The organism is Amycolatopsis sp. NPDC003731 (assembly GCF_053586895.1).
On the sequence record NZ_JBSFNC010000006.1, the window covers coordinates 93038 to 111048 of the forward strand.

At 70.6% G+C, this 18011-nt stretch carries 11 protein-coding genes and 2 tRNA genes; 11 read left to right on the forward strand and 2 right to left on the reverse strand.

Annotated elements, in window-relative coordinates; all coding sequences use genetic code 11:
* The first annotated feature begins 57 nt into the window (after positions 1 to 57).
* The 5 genes from serA (at position 58) to ACWDN5_RS04520 (ending at position 9479) form a co-directional block, all read left to right on the forward strand.
* Positions 58 to 1656, forward strand: a complete 1599-nt coding sequence (serA, locus tag ACWDN5_RS04500; protein WP_449674439.1) for a phosphoglycerate dehydrogenase — start codon at positions 58 to 60, stop codon at positions 1654 to 1656.
* A 230-nt stretch (positions 1657 to 1886) separates the two neighbouring features.
* Entirely contained in the window at positions 1887 to 5249 is a 3363-nt protein-coding gene (locus ACWDN5_RS04505; protein ID WP_449674441.1) for a S8 family serine peptidase, read from the forward strand.
* 228 nt (positions 5250 to 5477) lie between these two features.
* The gene (locus tag ACWDN5_RS04510) at positions 5478 to 6515 is read left to right on the forward strand and encodes a 3-isopropylmalate dehydrogenase (protein ID WP_091306264.1); all 1038 of its coding nucleotides are present in this window, start codon (positions 5478 to 5480) and stop codon (positions 6513 to 6515) included.
* A gap of 560 nt (positions 6516 to 7075) precedes the next feature.
* The gene (gene cimA / locus ACWDN5_RS04515; RefSeq protein WP_449674443.1) at positions 7076 to 8680 is read left to right on the forward strand and encodes a citramalate synthase; all 1605 of its coding nucleotides are present in this window, start codon (positions 7076 to 7078) and stop codon (positions 8678 to 8680) included.
* A gap of 31 nt (positions 8681 to 8711) precedes the next feature.
* A complete protein-coding gene (locus ACWDN5_RS04520) occupies positions 8712 to 9479 on the forward strand; it encodes a fumarylacetoacetate hydrolase family protein (protein WP_449674445.1) in 768 nt (255 codons plus the stop codon).
* Here ACWDN5_RS04520 and ACWDN5_RS04525 read toward each other — a convergent pair.
* Complete coding sequence (locus tag ACWDN5_RS04525) at positions 9476 to 10726, reverse strand: FAD-dependent oxidoreductase (RefSeq protein ID WP_449674447.1); 1251 nt, start codon at positions 10724 to 10726, stop codon at positions 9476 to 9478. The genes ACWDN5_RS04520 and ACWDN5_RS04525 overlap by 4 nt on opposite strands.
* A gap of 502 nt (positions 10727 to 11228) precedes the next feature.
* On the opposite strand from ACWDN5_RS04525, the gene ACWDN5_RS04530 reads away from it, so the two are divergent.
* From ACWDN5_RS04530 to ACWDN5_RS04540, 3 genes are all read left to right on the forward strand, one after another.
* Positions 11229 to 11975, forward strand: coding sequence for an HAD family hydrolase (locus ACWDN5_RS04530; RefSeq protein WP_396136970.1), 747 nt, complete (start codon positions 11229 to 11231; stop codon positions 11973 to 11975).
* A gap of 49 nt (positions 11976 to 12024) precedes the next feature.
* A tRNA-Gln gene (locus tag ACWDN5_RS04535) sits at positions 12025 to 12096 on the forward strand.
* Positions 12097 to 12197: 101 nt separating this feature from the next.
* A tRNA-Glu gene (locus tag ACWDN5_RS04540) sits at positions 12198 to 12273 on the forward strand.
* Between the two features lie 139 nt (positions 12274 to 12412).
* Here ACWDN5_RS04540 and ACWDN5_RS04545 read toward each other — a convergent pair.
* On the reverse strand, positions 12413 to 14011 hold the full coding sequence (locus tag ACWDN5_RS04545) for a phospholipase D-like domain-containing protein (protein WP_449674449.1): 1599 nt from the start codon (positions 14009 to 14011) through the stop codon (positions 12413 to 12415).
* 479 nt (positions 14012 to 14490) lie between these two features.
* Here ACWDN5_RS04545 and ACWDN5_RS04550 point away from each other — a divergent pair, with 479 nt between their 5' ends.
* From ACWDN5_RS04550 to ACWDN5_RS04560, 3 genes are all read left to right on the forward strand, one after another.
* A complete protein-coding gene (locus ACWDN5_RS04550; protein ID WP_449674451.1) occupies positions 14491 to 15162 on the forward strand; it encodes an HU family DNA-binding protein in 672 nt (223 codons plus the stop codon).
* Positions 15163 to 15483: 321 nt separating this feature from the next.
* Positions 15484 to 16929: an FAD-dependent oxidoreductase gene (locus ACWDN5_RS04555; protein ID WP_449674471.1), complete on the forward strand. Its 1446-nt coding sequence runs from the start codon at positions 15484 to 15486 to the stop codon at positions 16927 to 16929.
* Positions 16926 to 17999: a hypothetical protein gene (locus ACWDN5_RS04560; RefSeq protein ID WP_449674452.1), complete on the forward strand. Its 1074-nt coding sequence runs from the start codon at positions 16926 to 16928 to the stop codon at positions 17997 to 17999. The genes ACWDN5_RS04555 and ACWDN5_RS04560 overlap by 4 nt, the downstream gene beginning before the upstream one ends.
* Positions 18000 to 18011 lie beyond the last annotated feature (12 nt).

Here is an 18011-nt window from a genome sequence, read left to right on the forward strand (position 1 = left end):
TTGACCGTTTGTCGACACAGAGCGTCCTGGAAGTGACCAGATAGTGGGAGCCGCATCGTGAGCAAGCCCAATAAGCCCGTCGTCCTCATCGCGGAGAAGCTCGCCCCCTCCGTGCTGAGCGTCTTCGGTGACGAGGTGGAGGTCCGGCACGTCGACGGCACGGACCGGTCCGCGCTGCTCGAGGCGGTGAAGAGCGTCGACGCGCTCCTGGTCCGCTCCGCCACCCAGGTGAACGCCGAGGTCTTCGCGGCCACCACGCAGCTCAAGGTCGTCGCCCGCGCCGGGGTCGGCCTCGACAACGTCGAGGTGCCCGCCGCGACCGAGCGCGGTGTCCTGGTCGTCAACGCGCCGACGTCGAACATCGTCTCCGCCGCCGAGCACGCCGTCGCCCTGCTGCTGTCGGTCGCGCGCCGCGTCCCGGCCGCCGACCAGAGCCTGCGCGGCGGCGAGTGGAAGCGCAGCTCGTTCTCCGGCGTCGAGCTGCAGGGCAAGACCATCGGCGTGGTCGGTCTCGGCAAGATCGGCCAGCTGTTCGCCCAGCGCCTCGCCGCCTTCGACACGAAGCTCATCGCCTACGACCCCTACGTCTCGGCCGCCCGCGCCGCGCAGCTGGGCATCGAGCTCGTCACCCTCGACGAGCTGCTGAGCCGCGCCGACGCCATCTCCATCCACCTGCCGAAGACGCCGGAGACCAAGGGCCTCATCGACGCCGAGGCGCTGAAGAAGACCAAGCCGGGCGTCATCATCGTCAACGCCGCCCGCGGCGGGCTGATCGTCGAGCAGGACCTGGCCGACGCGCTGCGCTCGGGCCACGTCGGCGGCGCCGGCGTCGACGTCTTCGTCACCGAGCCGACCACCTCCAGCCCGCTGTTCGAGCTGGAGAACGTCGTCGTGACGCCGCACCTGGGCGCCTCCACGGCCGAGGCGCAGGACCGCGCGGGCACCGACGTCGCGAGGTCGGTGCTGCTGGCCCTGCGCGGCGACTTCGTGCCGGACGCGGTGAACGTCACCGGCGGCGGCGCGGTCGGCGAGCACGTCCGCCCGTACCTGTCGCTGGTCCAGAAGCTCGGCCAGCTCCTGACGGCGCTCAACCCGACGTCGCCGACGACGGTGACCGTCCAGGTCAAGGGCGAGATCTCCAGCGAGGACACCGGCGTGCTGCAGCTCGCGGCGCTGCGCGGGGTGTTCACCGGCGTGGTCGAGGACCAGGTCACCTTCGTCAACGCGCCGCAGCTGGCGGAGAAGCTGGGCGTGCAGGTCGAGCTGGAGACCGAGCCGGAGAGCCCCAAGTTCCGCAGCCTGGTCACGGTGCGCGCGGTGCACGCGGACGGCTCGGTGCTGACCGTGTCGGGTTCGGTCACCGGCCTCGACGAGGTCGAGAAGCTGGTCGAGGTCAACGGCCGCGGCTTCGACCTGCGCGCCGAGGGCACCGTCCTGCTGGTCGAGTACCCGGACCGCCCGGGCGTGATGGGCCGGGTCGGCACGCTCCTCGGCGAGGCGGGCATCAACATCGAGGCCGCCCAGATCAGCCAGACCACGGACGGCTCGGACGCGGTGATGCTGCTGCGCGTCGACCGCCACATCGACGCGCACCTGCTGGAGCCGATCGGAGCCTCGGTCGGGGCGCACACGATCCGCGCCGTCGACTTCAACTGACGTAACCCTTTCGAAGGCCCCCTGCCACCCGGTAGGGGGCCTTCGAGCGCAATCACAACTACATAACGGAGTCCTTTGCCTACGTAAGTAGGTGTTTTGGGGCATTAGGTTCTCTGCGCGAGGTCGAACCACGCGTCGTCGAGGGCACGGCGCTGTGCCGCGCTTCACCGTCGGGGGTGTCCGGAGCGGCAGGCAGGTTCGGGTCCAGACCTCGAGTAAGGGGCCGACTCATGAGCAGATCCCGCCTCCCCGCGCGCGCCACGACGGCGGCCTTCGCCGTCGTTCTGGCGGCCGCGCTCGGGGCGCCGGTCGCGAGCGCAGCCGATGTGCCGCTCGCCGACGGCGTCGCACCCGCCAAGATCGACGACGCGAAGCTGCAGGGCAAGCTTTCGCCGCGCCTGGGGGCCGCGCAGGGCCGGGTCACCGCGTTCGTCGAACTGGCCAAGAAGCCGGCCGTCGACGCGTTCGCCGCCGCGCAGCCGCAGGGCAAGGAACAGGCCAAGCGGGCCGCCAAGGCCGCCAAGGCCGACACCGCCGCCGCGGTGGACTCCGTCGTCGGGCAGCTGCGCGCGGCCGACGCCAAGCCGCAGGTCGTCACGCAGACCGCCAACGCCGTTCCCGGTGTGGTCGTCACCGCCGACGCCGCGAAGCTGCGCGAGGTCGCGAAGCGGGCCGACGTCGTCGCCGTGCGCACGGTCGTCCCGAAGACCCGCACCAACGCCAGCGCCGAGCAGCTGACCAACACCCTCACCGCCTGGCAGCAGACCGGCAAGTTCGGCGACGGCATCCGCGTCGGCGTCATCGACGACGGCATCGACTACACCCACGCCGACTTCGGCGGCCCCGGCACACAGGCCGCCTACAAGAGCGTCGACTCGACCAAGCCGACCCCGCTCTTCCCGAGCGCCAAGGTCGTCGGCGGCACCGACCTCGTCGGCGACGACTACGACGCCGCGACGGCCGGCAAGACCACCCCGAAGCCGGACCCCAACCCGCTCGCCTGCGGTGAGCACGGCACGCACGTCGCCGGCACCATCGGCGGCTTCGGCGTCACCGCCGACGGCAAGACCTTCAAGGGCGACTACAAGAAGCTCGACGCCAAGAAGGTCGACGCGATGCAGATCGGCCCGGGCACCGCACCGAAGTCGCTGCTCTACGCGATCAAGGTGTTCGGCTGCACCGGCTCGACGAACGTCACCTCGCAGGCCCTGGACTGGGCGCTCGACCCGGACGGCGACGGCGACTTCACCGACCACCTCGACATCGTCAACCTCTCGCTCGGCTCCGACTTCGGCGCGCCGGACGACCCGGACTCGCTGTTCGTGCGCAAGCTCGCCGCGAACAACGTGCTCCCGGTCATCTCCGCGGGCAACGGCGGCGACATCAACGACGTCGCCGGCTCCCCGGGCAACACCCCCGAGGCGCTCACCGTCGCCAGCACGCGCGACGCGGGCATCCTGCGCGACGCCGCCGAGGTCAAGGCCCCGGCGACGGCCGCGGGCCAGAAGACCGGCCAGTACAGCCAGAACTACACCGGCTACGACACCCTCGACCTGACCGCGCCGGTCGTCGCCCTGTCGGCGGCGAACGCGGCGGGCTGTGCGCCGTACTCCGCCGAGGACAAGGCGAAGGCCGCCGGCAAGTTCGTCTTCCTGGAGTGGGACGACAACGACTCGACCCGCGCCTGCGGCTCGGCCGCACGCGCCAACAACGCGCAGGCCGCCGGGGCGAAGGGCGCGCTCCTTTCGTCCACTTTGGAGCACTTCAGCGCGGGCATCGCGGGCAACGCGGCCATCCCGATGTTCCAGTTCACCGGCTCCGCCACGAAGACGCTGCGCGCGGCGCTGACCGCGGGCACGCTGCAGGTCCGGCTCTACGGCACCGGCCGTGCCTCGATCCAGACCTACGACAAGAAGATCGTCGACACGCCGAGCTCGTTCACCTCGCGCGGCACCCGCGGCCCGGCCCTCAAGCCGGACGTCGCCGCCCCCGGTGACACGATCACCTCGGCCTTCCGCGGCAGCGGCAACGGCCGCACCGTGCTGAGCGGCACGTCGATGGCCGCCCCGCACACCGCGGGCATCACCGCGCTGATCCGCCAGTCGCACCCCGACTGGTCGGTCGAGGAGGTCAAGGCCTCGGTCATCGACACCGCCGGCCACGACGTCTCCGACGGCGCGGGCCACACCTACGCGCCGCAGCGCGTCGGCAGCGGCCGGATCGACGCGAAGGCGGCGCTGGACAACCAGGTGCTCGCCTACGTCGTCGACGACCCGGGCGCGGTCAGCGTCAGCTTCGGCACGGTCGAGGCGGCCGGTCCGGTGACGCTGTCGAAGACGATCAAGCTGGTCAACAAGGGCGTCACGCCCGCCGAGTACTCGGTCGCCTACCAGGCGGTCAACGCGCTGCCGGGTGTCGAGTACACAGTGGACAAGCCGACGGTGAAGCTGACCCCGCGCGGCACCGCCAAGGTCAAGGTGACGCTGAAGATCACCGACGCCAAGGCACTGCGCAAGGTCATGGACCCGACCATGCAGGCCACCCAGGCCGGCCTGGCCCGCCAGTTCGTCGCGGACGCCTCCGGGCGCGTCGCCTTCACCCCGGTCAGCGGGGCCAAGGTGCCGCTGCGGGTGTCGGTCTACGCCGCGCCGAAGCCGGTGTCGACGATTTCGACGCCGCCGTCGGTGAAGTTCGCGCCGGACGCCACCCAGGCCGTGCTGAACCTGACCGGCAAGGGTGTCGACCAGGGCACCGGCGCGCAGCGGTACCGCTCGCTGATCAGCGTGCTCGAGCTGCAGGCGGAGTCCCCGCAGCTGCCCGAGTGCGACGCGGACGTGGTCACCGACTGCACGCTGAACAAGACGGCCAAGGGCGGCGACCTCCGCTACATCGGCGCGGCTTCCACCGCTCCGCTGGCGAAGGCCCAGGGCGAGCCGGAGAACGCGATCCTCGCGTTCGGCCTGTCCACCTGGGGTGACTGGGCGAACATCGGCAGCAACACCTCGCCGTTCGTCGACATCGACACGACCGGGGACGGGCAACCGGACTTCGAGACCTACGTGACCAAGGCGACCTCGACCGACGTCCTCCTGGCCACCACGGTCGCGCTGACCCCGGGCTTCCCGACCGTGGACGTCCAGGCGGTCAACGGCCAGCTCGGCGACGTCGACACCAACGTGTTCGACACGAACGTGCTCACGCTGCCGGTTTCGCTGGCCGCGCTGGGCATCGACGCGAACGCCGAGTCCCACCGCATCTCCTACACGGTGGGCGTGAGCGGTTTCTACGTCGCGCCGGGCACGACGAACGGGCTGATCGACTACGTCGGCACGCCGCTTTCGTTCGACGCGCTCGCGCCGGGCTACGCGGTGCAGGGCGGCGGCGACGCCGCGCTGGGTTACGTCGCGAAGCCGGGCACGGCGCTGGTCGTCACCCGCAACGCGGCCTCGGCCGCGGCCGACAACGCGCTGGGCCTGCTCGCCATCGAGCACCACAACGCCGCGGGCAACCGGGCGAACGTGGTCAAGGTGGACGCGACGCAGGGCGCCCGGCCGGGGAACGAGCGTCAACCGATCGGGGCTGGTCGCGGCTAGTCCGCGGCAAGATCGATTCGTGCAGGACCAGGGGCGTCTCCGGCGGATTTCCGCCGGGGGCGCCCCGCTGGCGTTCACCCGATTGGGTGTCTCACCCCGTGGGAGGATGCGGCATAAGGGTGGTGCGGCTACGGCGGTTTGTCTACGGCCGGTAACCTTCCGGCTGCTGGCGTTTTGTTGCGGTGGGCCATCGGTGCGGCCGGTGGTCCGGTCGACGGAGGTGTGTGGATGCGGCTCGCGGTGATCCCAGGAGACGGGATCGGGCCCGAGGTGGTCTCCGAGGCGCTGAAGGTGCTCGGCGAGGTAGTACCGACGGCGGAGATCACGAACTACGACCTCGGCGCCGCCCGATGGCACTCGACCGGCGAGCTGCTCCCGGAGTCGGTCCTCGGCGAGCTCCGCCAGCACGACGCGATCCTGCTGGGCGCGGTCGGCGACCCGACGGTGCCGAGCGGCATCCTCGAGCGCGGCCTGCTGCTGCGCCTGCGGTTCGAGATGGACCACCACGTCAACCTGCGCCCGGCGCGGCTGTACCCGGGTGTCCGGGGACCGCTGGCCGACGCGGGCGACGTCGACATGGTCGTCGTGCGCGAAGGCACCGAAGGCCCGTACGCGGGCACGGGTGGCCTGATCCGCAAGGACACCGAGCACGAGATCGCGACCGAGGTCAGCGTCAACACGGCGTTCGGGGTCCGGCGCGTGGTCGCGGACGCGTTCAACCGCGCCGAGGCCCGCCCGCGCAAGCACCTGACGCTGGTGCACAAGACCAACGTGCTCTCGTTCGCCGGCTCGCTGTGGTCGCGGATCGTGGAAGAGGTTTCGCTGGAGCACCCGGAGGTGACGGTCGCGTACTCCCATGTGGACGCGGCGACCATCCACCTGGTGACGGACCCGTCGCGGTTCGACGTGATCGTGACGGACAACCTGTTCGGCGACATCATCACCGACCTCGCGGCCGCGGTGACCGGCGGCATCGGCCTGGCGGCCAGCGGCAACCTGGACATGACCCGCCGCAACCCGAGCATGTTCGAGCCGGTCCACGGTTCGGCCCCGGACATCGCGGGCCAGGGCCTGGCCGACCCGACGGCGGCGGTGCTGTCGGTGGCGCTCCTGCTGGACCACCTGGGCCAGAAGGAAGCGGCCCGGCGGATCGAGGCATCGGTGGCGTTCGACCTGGCGACGCGCGACCAGTCTTCGCCGGGAGCGACCCAGGCGATCGGGGACCGGCTCGCGGCTCTGGTGTCTTCGAACGTGCGTACTGCTTGATCTTTTTCGGGAAAGCCCCGTGCCCGGTGGTGGGTGCGGGGCTTTTTCGTGCCCGTTCGGGGGGCCGCCGGAGGTCGCGAATGACTCATTCGAGACCTCGCACGTCCCGAATGAGTCATTCGCGGCACCACGGGCCCCGCCGGCGCCGCTCGCAACTCGCGAGCGGACCCCACCCTCTCCGGCGGGGCTCCGGCAAAGCCGGACTTGCACCCCGCCCAGGCCTGCCCCGGCACCCCGATCCGAAGCCAGCACCGGCCGTAGTGACAATTGCGGCTTCGGGGTGGTGGGCACCGAGCCGCTCGCCGGACGATCCGCCCAAGCCGGCGGGCAACAAACTCCGGCGCGGTTCCCGAATGGTGGGAGCTCGCCCCAGCTTGTGGACTTTCGCGGAACCCCTGTGGCATGATGCGACCGTGACCAGCTTCGCGATCATTATCGACGAGCGCGCCGGACGATAGCTCCACAAGAGCCCCCGGCGCGCAACCTCTCGCACCCATGCGGGAGGTTTTTTTGTTGCCTCGAAACGCCAGGAAGACGCCAGAAACCGCGAGGAGAAGACCGTGACCCGCAAGGAGCCCGCCGATACCCCGCTCGGCGACGCCTTCCACCTCTACGACACCACCCTGCGCGACGGTGCGCAGCGGGAGGGCATCTCCTACTCCGCCCAGGACAAGCTCGCCGTCGCGCGGTTGCTGGACGAGCTGGGGGTCGGGTTCATCGAAGGCGGCTGGCCCGGGGCGCTCCCCAAGGACACCGAATTCTTCGCCCGCGCCGCGAAAGGCGAGCTGAAGCTGAAGCACGCCGCGCTCGTCGCGTTCGGCGCCACGCGCAAGGCCGGCCTCACCGCCGACGCCGATCCGCAGGTCCAGGCCCTTCTCGACAGCGAAGCACCCGTCGTCACCCTGGTCGCCAAGTCCGATCTCCGGCACATCGAACGCGCCCTCCGCGTCGACGTCGACGAAGCCTGTGCGATGGTGCGGGACACCGTCGAATTCCTCACCCGCGAAGGACGGCGCGTCTTCCTCGACGCCGAGCACTTCTTCGACGGCTACGCGTATTCCCCCGAGACCTCGCTCCGCATCCTGGACGCCGCCGCGCACGCCGGCGCCGACGTTCTCGTGCTCTGCGACACCAACGGCGGCCAGCTGCCGCTCGGCCTCGCCCGGACGGTCGAGGAGATCAAGGAAAAGACCGGATTCCGGCTCGGGATCCACTGTCAGGACGACACTTCCTGCGCCGTGGCGAACTCCGTCGCCGCGGTGCAGGCCGGCGTGACGCACGTCCAGTGCACCGCCAATGGTTACGGGGAACGGGCCGGCAACGCCGACCTCTTCGCCGTGACCGGGAACCTCGTGACCAAGCTCGGCATGGACGTCCTCCCGACCGGAGGAGCGGCCGAGCTGACCCGGGTCTCCCATGCCCTTGCCGAAATCGCGAACATCGCCCCCTACACCCACCAGGCTTACGTAGGGGCGTCGGCCTTCGCCCACAAGGCGGGACTGCACGCGAGCGCGATCAAGGTGGATCCGTTGCTGTACAACCACATCGATCCGTCTTCCGTCGGCAACGACATGCGGGTGCTGGTCACCGAGATGGCCGGCAGGGCCAGCCTCGAGCTCAAGGGACGTGAGCTCGGGGTCGACCTTGCCGGCCGGCCCGAAGCGCTCACCAGCGCCATCACCAAGGTCAAGCGGCTCGAAGCCGAAGGCTGGTCCTTCGAGGCCGCCGACGCCTCCCTGGAACTCCTGCTGCGCCAGGAAGCCGACGTCCCGGTGGAAGCGCCGTTCCAGCTCGAGTCCTACCGCGTGGTGCTCGACCACCGCCCGGACGGCGAGATCATGGCCGAGGCCACGGTCAAGGTGCACGTCGGCGGCGAGCGCGTGATCGCCACCGCCGAGGGCATCGGGCCGGTGCACGCCCTCGACGCCGCCCTCCGGAAGGCGCTGAGCCCGCACCTGTCCTGGTTGGACAGTGTGGAGCTGGCCGACTACAAGGTGCGCATCCTCCAGGGCCACCCCGGCACCGACGCGGTGACGCGCGTGCTGGTCGAGAGCACCGACGGCGAACGCGAGTGGACCACCGTCGGCGTGCACGGCAACATCGTCGAGGCCAGCTGGCTGGCCCTGTGCGACGCGCTGGTGCACAAGAGCACGACCGTGGCCTGAAGCAAGGGAGGGGCGCACGTAGACTGGCTGCGTGCGCCTAGCCCGAATTGCTCATCCCGGTGGTGTCGCGTTCGCCTCGATCGAAGGCGACGGTGACGACGCCCAGGTCCTCGAAATCGCCGAACACCCCTTCGGCCAGCCGAACTTCACCGGCAAGCGGTGGCCGCTGGCCGACGTCCGGCTGCTCGCGCCGATCCTGCCGTCCAAGGTGATCGCCGTCGGCCGCAACTACGCCAAGCACGCCGCCGAGTTCGGCAACGAGGTGCCCAGCGCCCCGATGCTGTTCCTCAAGCCGTCGACGACGGTCATCGGCCCCAACGCGGCCATCCGCCGCCCGGACGTCGGCCGCGTCGACTTCGAGGGCGAGCTGGCCATCGTCATCGGGCAGCCGGTGAAGAACGTGCCCGCCGCCCGCGCCGCGAGCGTCATCCTCGGCTACACGGTCGCCAACGACGTCAGCGCCCGCGACCTGCAGAAGTCCGACGGCCAGTGGGGCCGCGCCAAGGGCTTCGACACCTTCTGCCCGATCGGGCCGTGGATCGAGACCTCGATCGACGCCTCCGACCTCTCCCTGAGGGCCGAGGTCGACGGCGAGCTCAAGCAGGACGGCCGCACGTCCGACCTCGTCCACAAGATCCCCGAGCTGGTCGAGTTCGTCTCCGGCGTCATGACGCTCCTGCCCGGCGACATCATCCTCACCGGCACCCCCGAGGGCGTCGGCCCGATCGAGGGCGGCCAGAGCGTCTCGATCACCATCGAAGGCATCGGCACCCTGACCAACCCGGTCGAGAACGTCTAACCCCGGGCCACCGGCTCCATCGGCCGCCGGGCGAACGCCGGAGCGTGCTCCGGCCGCAGCCCGAGGCCGAGGAGCCGGGCCGGGAAGTACGACAGCCGCGGGAACCGCGCGAAGGCCTTGATCATCGGCAGCGGCGGGCCGTTGCGCTTGCCGCTCATCACCCCGCGCACCACGGTCCGGTGCATCAGGCGCTGCAGCCCCTGCACCATCAGCGTCGGCGCGAGCCGGCGCGAGCGCACCTTCGCCAGCTCGGCCTCCGTCGGACGGCCCCGGCGCAGCGGCTCGGCCAGCAGCGTCGCCGCCGCGACCGCGTCCTGCACCGCCAGGTTGATGCCCACACCGCCGATCGGCGACATCGCGTGCGCCGCGTCGCCGATGCACAGCAGCCCGTCGACGTGCCACTTGCGCAGCAGGTTCAGCCGCACGTCGAGGAACTTGACGTCGTCCATCGTCTCCAGCTCGTGCACGCGGTCGTGGAACTCGGGGCAGATCTGCGTCACGTTCTCGCGGAACGCTTCGATGCCCTGGGCGCGGAGGTCTTCGCCCTTCGGCGCCAGGTAGGCGACCTGGTAGAAGTCCGGGCGGGGGAGCGGCACCGCGAACCGGCGGTCGCGCATCTTCGGCAGCAGCATGCCGCCTTCCTCGTCGTCGCCGCGCGAGAGCCGGAACCACCAGACGTCGAACGGGCAGTCGTACTCGCGGGGCACCAGGCCGGCTTCGCGGCGCGCCAGCGACCAGCGGCCGTCGGCCGCGATCACCAGGTCGGCCCGGATTTCGCCGGTCTCACCGGCCGTCGTGCGGTAGGTGATGCCGGCGACGCGGCCGTGTTCGCGGACCAGGCCGGTGCACTCGGTCTCCATGCGCTGGACGAACGTCGGCTCCTTGCGGGCGCTTTCGGCCAGCAGGTCGAGGAAGTCCCACTGCGGCACCATCGCGATGTAGGGGTGCGCGACCTTGAGCCGGGTGAAGTCGGCCAGCTTCATCAGCGTGCCGTCCTCCTCCGGGAAGCCCGCCGCGGTCAACTCGCTGTGCGGCAGCGCGTGGAACTTCTCGCCCAGGCCCAGCTCGTCGAGCAGCGTCAGCGTCGACGGGTGGACCGTGTCCCCGCGGAAATCGCGCAGGAAATCGGCGTGCTTCTCCAGCACCGTCACCTCGACACCCGCCCGGGCCAGCAGCAGCCCCGTGACCATCCCGGCCGGCCCGCCACCGATGACGACGCAGGTCGTGCGCTCGGTCATCTCGACCATCTCCCTTATTCATCGCGTGTTGAATAAGTCGAGGATGCACCCGTCCGGCACCGGCGTCAAGGGGTGTGACCGGAGATACGCTGATCGGGCGACGGCGGCGCGTCCGCCGCCCGGTTGCCCGAAACCGTCCACACGCGACAGTTGGTCGACCGTGCACCGGACGGGTGCGGGAGCGGCGGCGGAATGCGGACCTGCCCTTGTGGACGGAGCGGATTCCCAAGCGGGACAAGGGGTTTCACCGGGGAATCGATTGCCGCACGGTCACCCCGGGCGAGGTCGGCGCGTGCGGCCGGATAACCGAACGGGGACGGCGCACCGACTGGGAGTAGAGCCGGTGCGCCGGAACAGGGGAGCGGCAATCACCTCTTTGGCAGCGTCGCGAACGCTGCGGTTGCCCTAGCCTCACTGGGTGGATTTCGCCCTGGCACCCCGGACCCCGTCGCGAACCGCCCCGCCCGCCGCGGCGGCGTCCGAGCCCTGGGCGCCGCCCGAGCTCCGGCTGGTGTGCCTGGACATCGACGACACGCTCATCGACTGCACCGCCGCGATCCGCCGCAGCCTCCACATCCTCACCGGCCGGGGCGACCTGTGGCCGCTGTGGGACCTCATCACCGAAGAGCACGTGGCGCTCGTCGTCGCGGGCGAACTCGACTACGCGACGATGCACCAGCGGCGCACCGACTGCTTCCTCGCCGAGATCGGCATCTGCGCCGACGCCGAGCAGGTGAGTTCGTTCGAGCGCCGCCGAAGAGAACTGCTCGACCACTCCTGGCAGCTGTTCGACGACGTCCTCGACTGCCTGGAATGGCTGCGCGCGGCCGGCCTGATGCTGGCCGCGGTGACCAACGCCTCCGGCGGGCACCAGCGGAAGAAGATCGCCGATCTGGGGCTCGCGCCCTTCTTCGACCACGTCGCCATCGCCGGCGAGCTCGGGGTGGCCAAGCCCGACCCGGTGATGTTCCACACGGTGTGCCTCGGCCTGGGCTGCGCGCCCGCCCAGGCGGTCCACGTCGGCGACAAACTGGACACCGACGCGATCGGCGCCCGCGACGCGGGTCTGGGAGCGGTCTGGCTCGACCGCGACCGCATCGGCGAGCGCGCCCCGGAGGGCGTCCACACGGTGGCCGGCCTCGCGGAGCTGCCTGAGCTGCTGGTTTCGGAGTACGCGACGATCGGCGTCCCGGCCCAGCGCGGCGGCGGCGCCCCCACGGGCACCCCCGCGTTCACCGTCCGGAACGGCGTGCTCTAGTATTTCTCCTCGTGCGGTGCTGAACCGGCCAGCCGGAGCAGTACCTCACTGGGGTATGGTGTAATTGGCAGCACGACTGGTTCTGGTCCAGTTAGTCTAGGTTCGAGTCCTGGTACCCCAGCTGCGGAGAGTGACCCCCCTGCGAAGCGGGAAATCGCTTCTGGTAGGTTCTCTTCAGCAAGAAAAACCGAAAAGCCCCTGGGAAACCAGGGAAGATCCTAAGCCCCCGTCGTCTAGCGGCCTAGGACGCCGGCCTCTCACGCCGGTAGCGTGGGTTCGAATCCCATCGGGGGTACCAGCAGTAACGGAACCCGTCTGACCCAGGTCAGGCGGGTTTTTTGGTGCGCCGATCGCGTTGACCGTCGTGGCGAGCGGACCGGCGACCAGCGTGCCGATCAGGACGCCGTAGCCGGCCGGCGGCATCCGTTCTCCTCCGGTCAGCGGAACAGCAGCCGTTGGCGGTAGCCGGGGGTCCTGCGGTCGTAGTAGCGGGCCGCCCAGCTGTCGTCGGGGGCGAGGTGGGCGACGTCGCGGGAGTCGTCGCGGAGTTTCTGCCGGAGGTACCGGAAGTAGAAGTGGGTGAACAGGCGCATGAACTCGCCGAGGTAGATGTCGGCGACGCGGGTGTCGCCGCGGATGACGAGCATGTTCTCGTCGTTCTCGTGGACCGAGGCGTCGCTGAAGTTGCCCGAGCCGGTGATCACCAGGGGGTCGTCGCCCAGCGGGTCGGCGAGCATGAACTTCGTGTGGGTGTAGCGGACGTGGAAGTTCAGGCCGGTCAGCTGTTCCTTGGTCCAGCGGTCGAGGATGTCGGTGCTCAGCAGCGACCCGACGGCGACCTTGACGTCGTTGTCCCGGGTGAATTCGACGTCCCCGCTGTCGGGCGGTTCTTCGAGCACGAGGTAGCGCAGCACGTCGGACTCCGCGGCGATGGCCTCGGCGATCTTGTCGTGCACGCCGAACGCCGCGGTCATGAAGAACGACTTCTTCGCGCGCCCCGCAACGCCCGCGTACCAGTCGATCAGGTCGAGGGTGGTTCTCGGGCTGAGGACGGGGGAGATCCCGGTGGGCGGCGGCGTGGCCGGCGTGGGGGTGGCGCTCGTGTTGGCGGGCCGGATCTCGTCGTAGCCGGGGTCCGCGGACAGGCGGGTCCAGTAGGCCAGGTACTCGGCGGCGACCGCGGGGTCGCGGACGAGGTGCCCGACGTTGGACTGCCCGAACAGGCCACCCCACGTGATGTTGGTCGAGCCCGTCCAGACAGCTTGCGGAGTGCCGTCGCGCAGCAGGATCAGGAACTTGTTGTGGGAGATGGCGCTGTTGGTCTTCCGGGGGATCACGCACGCGTCCAGGCCGGCCGCGGCGATGGCCGGTTCCGACTGCTGCCAGACCTTGGCGCGTTTCGGATCCGTGCTCGCCCGGCCGCGCCGGTCGTAGACCAGCTTGACGTCGGCGCCGCGGTCCACGGCGGCCTTCAGGGCGTCGAGGACGCGCGGGTAGGAGAACTCGTAGACCGAGCCACGCAGCGCGTACCCGGGCCCGGCGGCCGAGCCGATGAACTCCAGCAGGGCTTCCTCGAGGCCCCGGGAGAGCCAGTCGTAGGCGGGATCGCCGCGGTCGCCGTCGCGCGGCGGGCGGCCGAATTCCTGCGCGTAGGCCTGGCTGGCGGCGACCCCGCGGTTGAAGTGGACGGCGTGGGTGCCGGTGTCGACGGGTTCGGTGTGGACGGACACCGTGACCTCGCGGCGCACCACCAGGTTCTTCGGCGTGCCGTACAGGGCGACGACGCGGTACTCGTAGTCGTGGTCGGGCTCGGCGGTGTAGTCGCCCCACTGGAAGGACTGCAGCGGGTGGTCGCGCAGGCTGACCGAGGTGCCGGGCGGGATCCCGCGGGAGGTTTCCTCGAACACCTTCAGGCCGCGCAGCCAGTAGCGCTCCTTCTTGGCGCGGTCGGTGCGCTCGATGGCGAAACCGAGGAGGTTCTTGGTGAATCGCTTCGGCAGGTCGATCCCGAACAGCACGACGTAGGATCCGGCCACGGCATGGACTTGCAACGAATCGGCGGTGTTGCGGCTCCGCATGGTCGTGCCTCCACCCCCGCCGACCCCCGGGGGCCGGCGAATATCTCCCGGCACTCAAGGGGTCGCGTGGGGCACCGAGGTCGTTACGCCCGTGCCGCGATTCGGTTGCGGCGGAGGGTTTTCCGATGGCTCGACGTCGATCAATTGTTCGATTTCGCGGTCGTCCCGCCGGAATGCTCGTGGTGTCGGGCACAGGCCCCGACTTGTCCTATGAGGACTTCCCTGGCGCCGGGCCGGTGTTCCGCGAAGGAAAGCCGCAGGTCACGGCTTCGGGGTCGGACGCGGGTCCGCCGGTGCCGGTCCGTCCGGGCCGGAATCCCGCGCGACACAACAGAGTTAAGGTGCTTGCGCTGTTTGGATTTGTGCGGCTTTGGTAATACCCTGTGCGCTGTCGGCCGTGATGGGCCTGACTGGTAGTTCCACTACGGAGGACTGGAATGACGAACAAGGCCCAGCTGATCGAGGCGCTGTCGGAGCGTCTGGGCGACGACAAGAAGGTGGCTGCGCAGGCCGTGGACGGTCTGGTGGACATCATCATCCGGACGGTCAACAAGGGCGAGAAGGTCAACATCACCGGCTTCGGGGTGTTCGAGAAGCGCGCTCGCGCGGCTCGCACGGCGCGGAACCCGCGTACCGGTGAGGCCGTGAAGGTGAAGAAGACCAACGTGCCCGCGTTCCGCGCCGGCACCACCTTCAAGGATGTCATCTCCGGCACCAAGAAGCTCCCGAAGGCGACCCCGGTGAAGCGCGCCGCCGCCGGCACGCGGGCGACGGCCACCAAGACCGCCGCGGCGGCCGCGCCGGCCAAGGCGACCACGACTCGCACCACCCGCGCCGCGGCGGCCAAGCCGGCCGCGACGACCACGCGGACCCGCGCCACCGCGGCGAAGCCGGCCGCCAAGGCCACCGCGACCAAGGCGGCCCCGAAGACCACCGCGGCGAAGACCACGGCGGCCAAGGCCACCACGGCGAAGGCGACCCCGGCCAAGGCGACGACGACGCGCACCCGGACCGCCGCCGCCAAGCCGGCCGCGGCCAAGACGACCGCGGCGAAGACCGCGGCCGCCAAGGCCCCGGCCAAGCGCACCTCCGCGGCCAAGAAGAAGTAGTAACCGGGCTTTCCCCGAAGGGCCTCGCACCGAGCCGGTGCGGGGCCCTTCGGCATTTCCGGTGCCGCTCGCTCGTGCGACCACAGAGGACTCCTCCGGGAGCCGGGTGAGCCCGTGAGACGGCCTCCGCCCGGCGTGCACGGTTGTGCGGGGTGCCCCGACCGGCATTCCCCCGGCTGAAGCGAGCAGGGCCGACGGGGCGCCGGGTAAGCCGGAAATCTGCCTGCCGTGTCCACTGTGGACCTACCGGGGGCTTGACACCCATGGGTGGTCATTCATACATTCGGTGTCTCTTTGTATGAATGACGGGAGTTGATCCGCATGCGGCTCGGCAAGACCGCCGTCGTCCTCGGGGGCAGTGCCGCCGGCCTGTGCACGGCCGGAGCGCTCGCCCCGCACTTCGACCGCGTGCTGGTGCTGGAACGCGACGAACTGCCCGACGGCGCCGAACACCGCCGCGGCGTCCCGCAGAGCAAGCACCCGCACTTCCTGCTCAACTCCGGGCGGCGCGCGATCGGCGCGCTGTTCCCCGGGTTCGAGGACGACCTCATCGCGGCCGGCGGGCTGCTGCTGATGCCGTCCATGGACGCCGCCTACCTCGACGGGCCGGGCTGGTCGGCCCGCAAGCGCAGCGCCATGACGATGGTCTACGGCTCGCGGATCCTCATCGAACGCGTGCTGCGGGACAAGGTGCGCGAGCTGGCGAACGTCGTCGTCCGCGAAGGGGTCTCGGTGCGTGGCCTGACCACCTCGGATGGGGAGGTCACCGGAGTCGAACTCGACGAGGAGCACGTCGACGCCGACTTCGTCGTGGACGCCATGGGCCGCGGTTCCCCGGTTTCCGGCTGGCTCGCGGCGGCCGGCTGGCCCGAACCCGAGGTGCAGACCCTCGACGCCAAAGTCACCTACACCTCGCGCTGGTACGACCTGCCCGCCGAACGCCCCGCCTCCTGGTGGTGGCGGCACCTGGTGATCATGCCGACGCCCGACAAGGGCGACCACCCCGCCGAGCACGAGTTCCTGGTCAACTTCTTCCCGATCGAAGGCAACCGCGTCATCGCCTGCATGGGCTCGTGGGGACTGGAGATGCCCAGCACCACGGCCGCCTTCGCGGAGACGGCGCGCCGGGTGCGGACGCCGTTGTTCGCCGACGCCATGGACCGCTGCGTGCCCGCCTCGCCGGTCCACCTCACGCGGTCGACCGGCAACAAGTGGCGCCGCTACGACCGCCTGCGCACGCGGGCGCGGCGGCTGGTCTTCGTCGGTGACTCGATCTGCGCGTTCAACCCCTTCTACGCCCAGGGCATCAGCTCCGCCTCGGGATCGGCGCTGCTGCTGCGCGAGCACCTGTCCCGCGCCGAGCGGCTCGACGCGAAGTTCTCCGCGCGCTTCTTCGCCGCGCAACGCCGATCGCTGCGGGTGCCGTGGAGCCTGGCGATGGCCCGCGACCAGGGCTACGCGTGCGCGGTGGGCACCGAGCGGCTACCGGAGTGGCGGCGGCGCATCGTCGCGGCGATGTCGGCACCGGCGTTCAGCCTCGTCGTCGGCGCGGCCCGCGAGGACGACGTGGTCGACGAGCACTTCGCGAAGGTGTTCAACCTGGACGAATCGCTGGCGCAGATGCTGCGCAACCCGCGCGTCCTCGCGGGCCTGGTGCGCTACCGCGTCCGCGCGGCATTGGGCCGCCACCGCGTGCCGTTCGGGTTCGACCCCCAGGCGGAACCGCCGGCCACGGACTACTCGGCGGCGACGGCGACCGCGCGATGAGCACGGCGTGCGGGCCGGACGCCGAAGCCGTCACCCGCGGGCTGGGGTTCGACTGCCACGACGTGTCGCCGGTGGTGTCGGTCCGGCCGCCGTGGGCGCTCGCCCACTGGACGATGCCGCTGCTGGAAGTGCTGATCGTCGGCGGCGCGGTGTTCGCTCTGGTGCACGCGCTGCGGCGGCGTCGTGCCGGCGATCCGGCGAACCTGGCGCTGTGGTGGGCTTCGCTGGTCTACCTGTTCGTCACCGAACCGCCGCTGTACTTCCCGGAGTGGTTCGGGCTCGACCGGCTGTACGGCTTCATCTTCGCCCACAACCTGTTCACCGCGCAGTTCATGGGGGACCGGCTGCCGCTCTACATCGTGGCGTTCTACCCGGTGATCAGCCAGCTCGCCTACGAAGTCGTCCGCTCGCTCGGGCTCTTCCGGCGCGGGGCGCTGCGGGGTTCGGTGGCGGTGGCCTTCGCCTGCCAGGTGTTCTACGAAGTCTTCGACCACCTCGGCCCGCAGCTGAAGTGGTGGGCGTGGAACCCGGCCAATACGATCGTCAACCACCCGGCCCTGGCGTCGGTGCCGCTGAACAGCATGCTGCTGTTCGCTTCCGTTTCGATGGCCGCCATGACCTGGCTGGTCGTCCGCCTGACGGGTGGCCCGCCCCGGCGCCGGCTGCCGTTGCGCATCCTGCTGGCGGGCGTCCTCACCCCGCCGGCCATGGCGATCGCCGGGATCCCGTCGGGCTTCGCCGGCGACAACGTCACCGCCCGGGCCTGGATCCTCGGCATCGAGCTGGGGCTCCTGTGGGTGGCCGGCGCCTGGATCGTCGTGGCGCACCTGCGTTCCGGAGAACCGGGCGAGCCCCTGCCGGCCTTCACGCGGTTCTACCCCGCCGTCTATCTGGGTGCGATGGCGGTGTTCTGGCTCGGGGCGCTGCCGTCCTACTTCACCGCGGAGGACGGCGTCACCGCGGACGGCACCCCGATCGGCAGCGGTTTGTACGCGCTCGCCTGCTTCGCCGGGGCCGGCCTGCTGCTGGTGGCGCTGTACCGGCGCGTCCGCGCCCCTGTCCCGGGCTGAGCGCTCCGCTCG

What these genes read in the sequence shown, in the direction of transcription:
- ACWDN5_RS04505 (WP_449674441.1), top strand. Translation starts at nt 1,887, where the DNA reads ATGAGCAGATCCCGCCTCCCCGCGCGCGCCACGACGGCGGCCTTCGCC.
- ACWDN5_RS04525 (WP_449674447.1), bottom strand. Translation starts at nt 10,726, where the DNA reads ATGGTCGAGATGACCGAGCGCACGACCTGCGTCGTCATCGGTGGCGGG.
- ACWDN5_RS04510 (WP_091306264.1), top strand. Translation starts at nt 5,478, where the DNA reads ATGCGGCTCGCGGTGATCCCAGGAGACGGGATCGGGCCCGAGGTGGTC.
- ACWDN5_RS04550 (WP_449674451.1), top strand. Translation starts at nt 14,491, where the DNA reads ATGACGAACAAGGCCCAGCTGATCGAGGCGCTGTCGGAGCGTCTGGGC.
- ACWDN5_RS04560 (WP_449674452.1), top strand. Translation starts at nt 16,926, where the DNA reads ATGAGCACGGCGTGCGGGCCGGACGCCGAAGCCGTCACCCGCGGGCTG.
- ACWDN5_RS04555 (WP_449674471.1), top strand. Translation starts at nt 15,484, where the DNA reads ATGCGGCTCGGCAAGACCGCCGTCGTCCTCGGGGGCAGTGCCGCCGGC.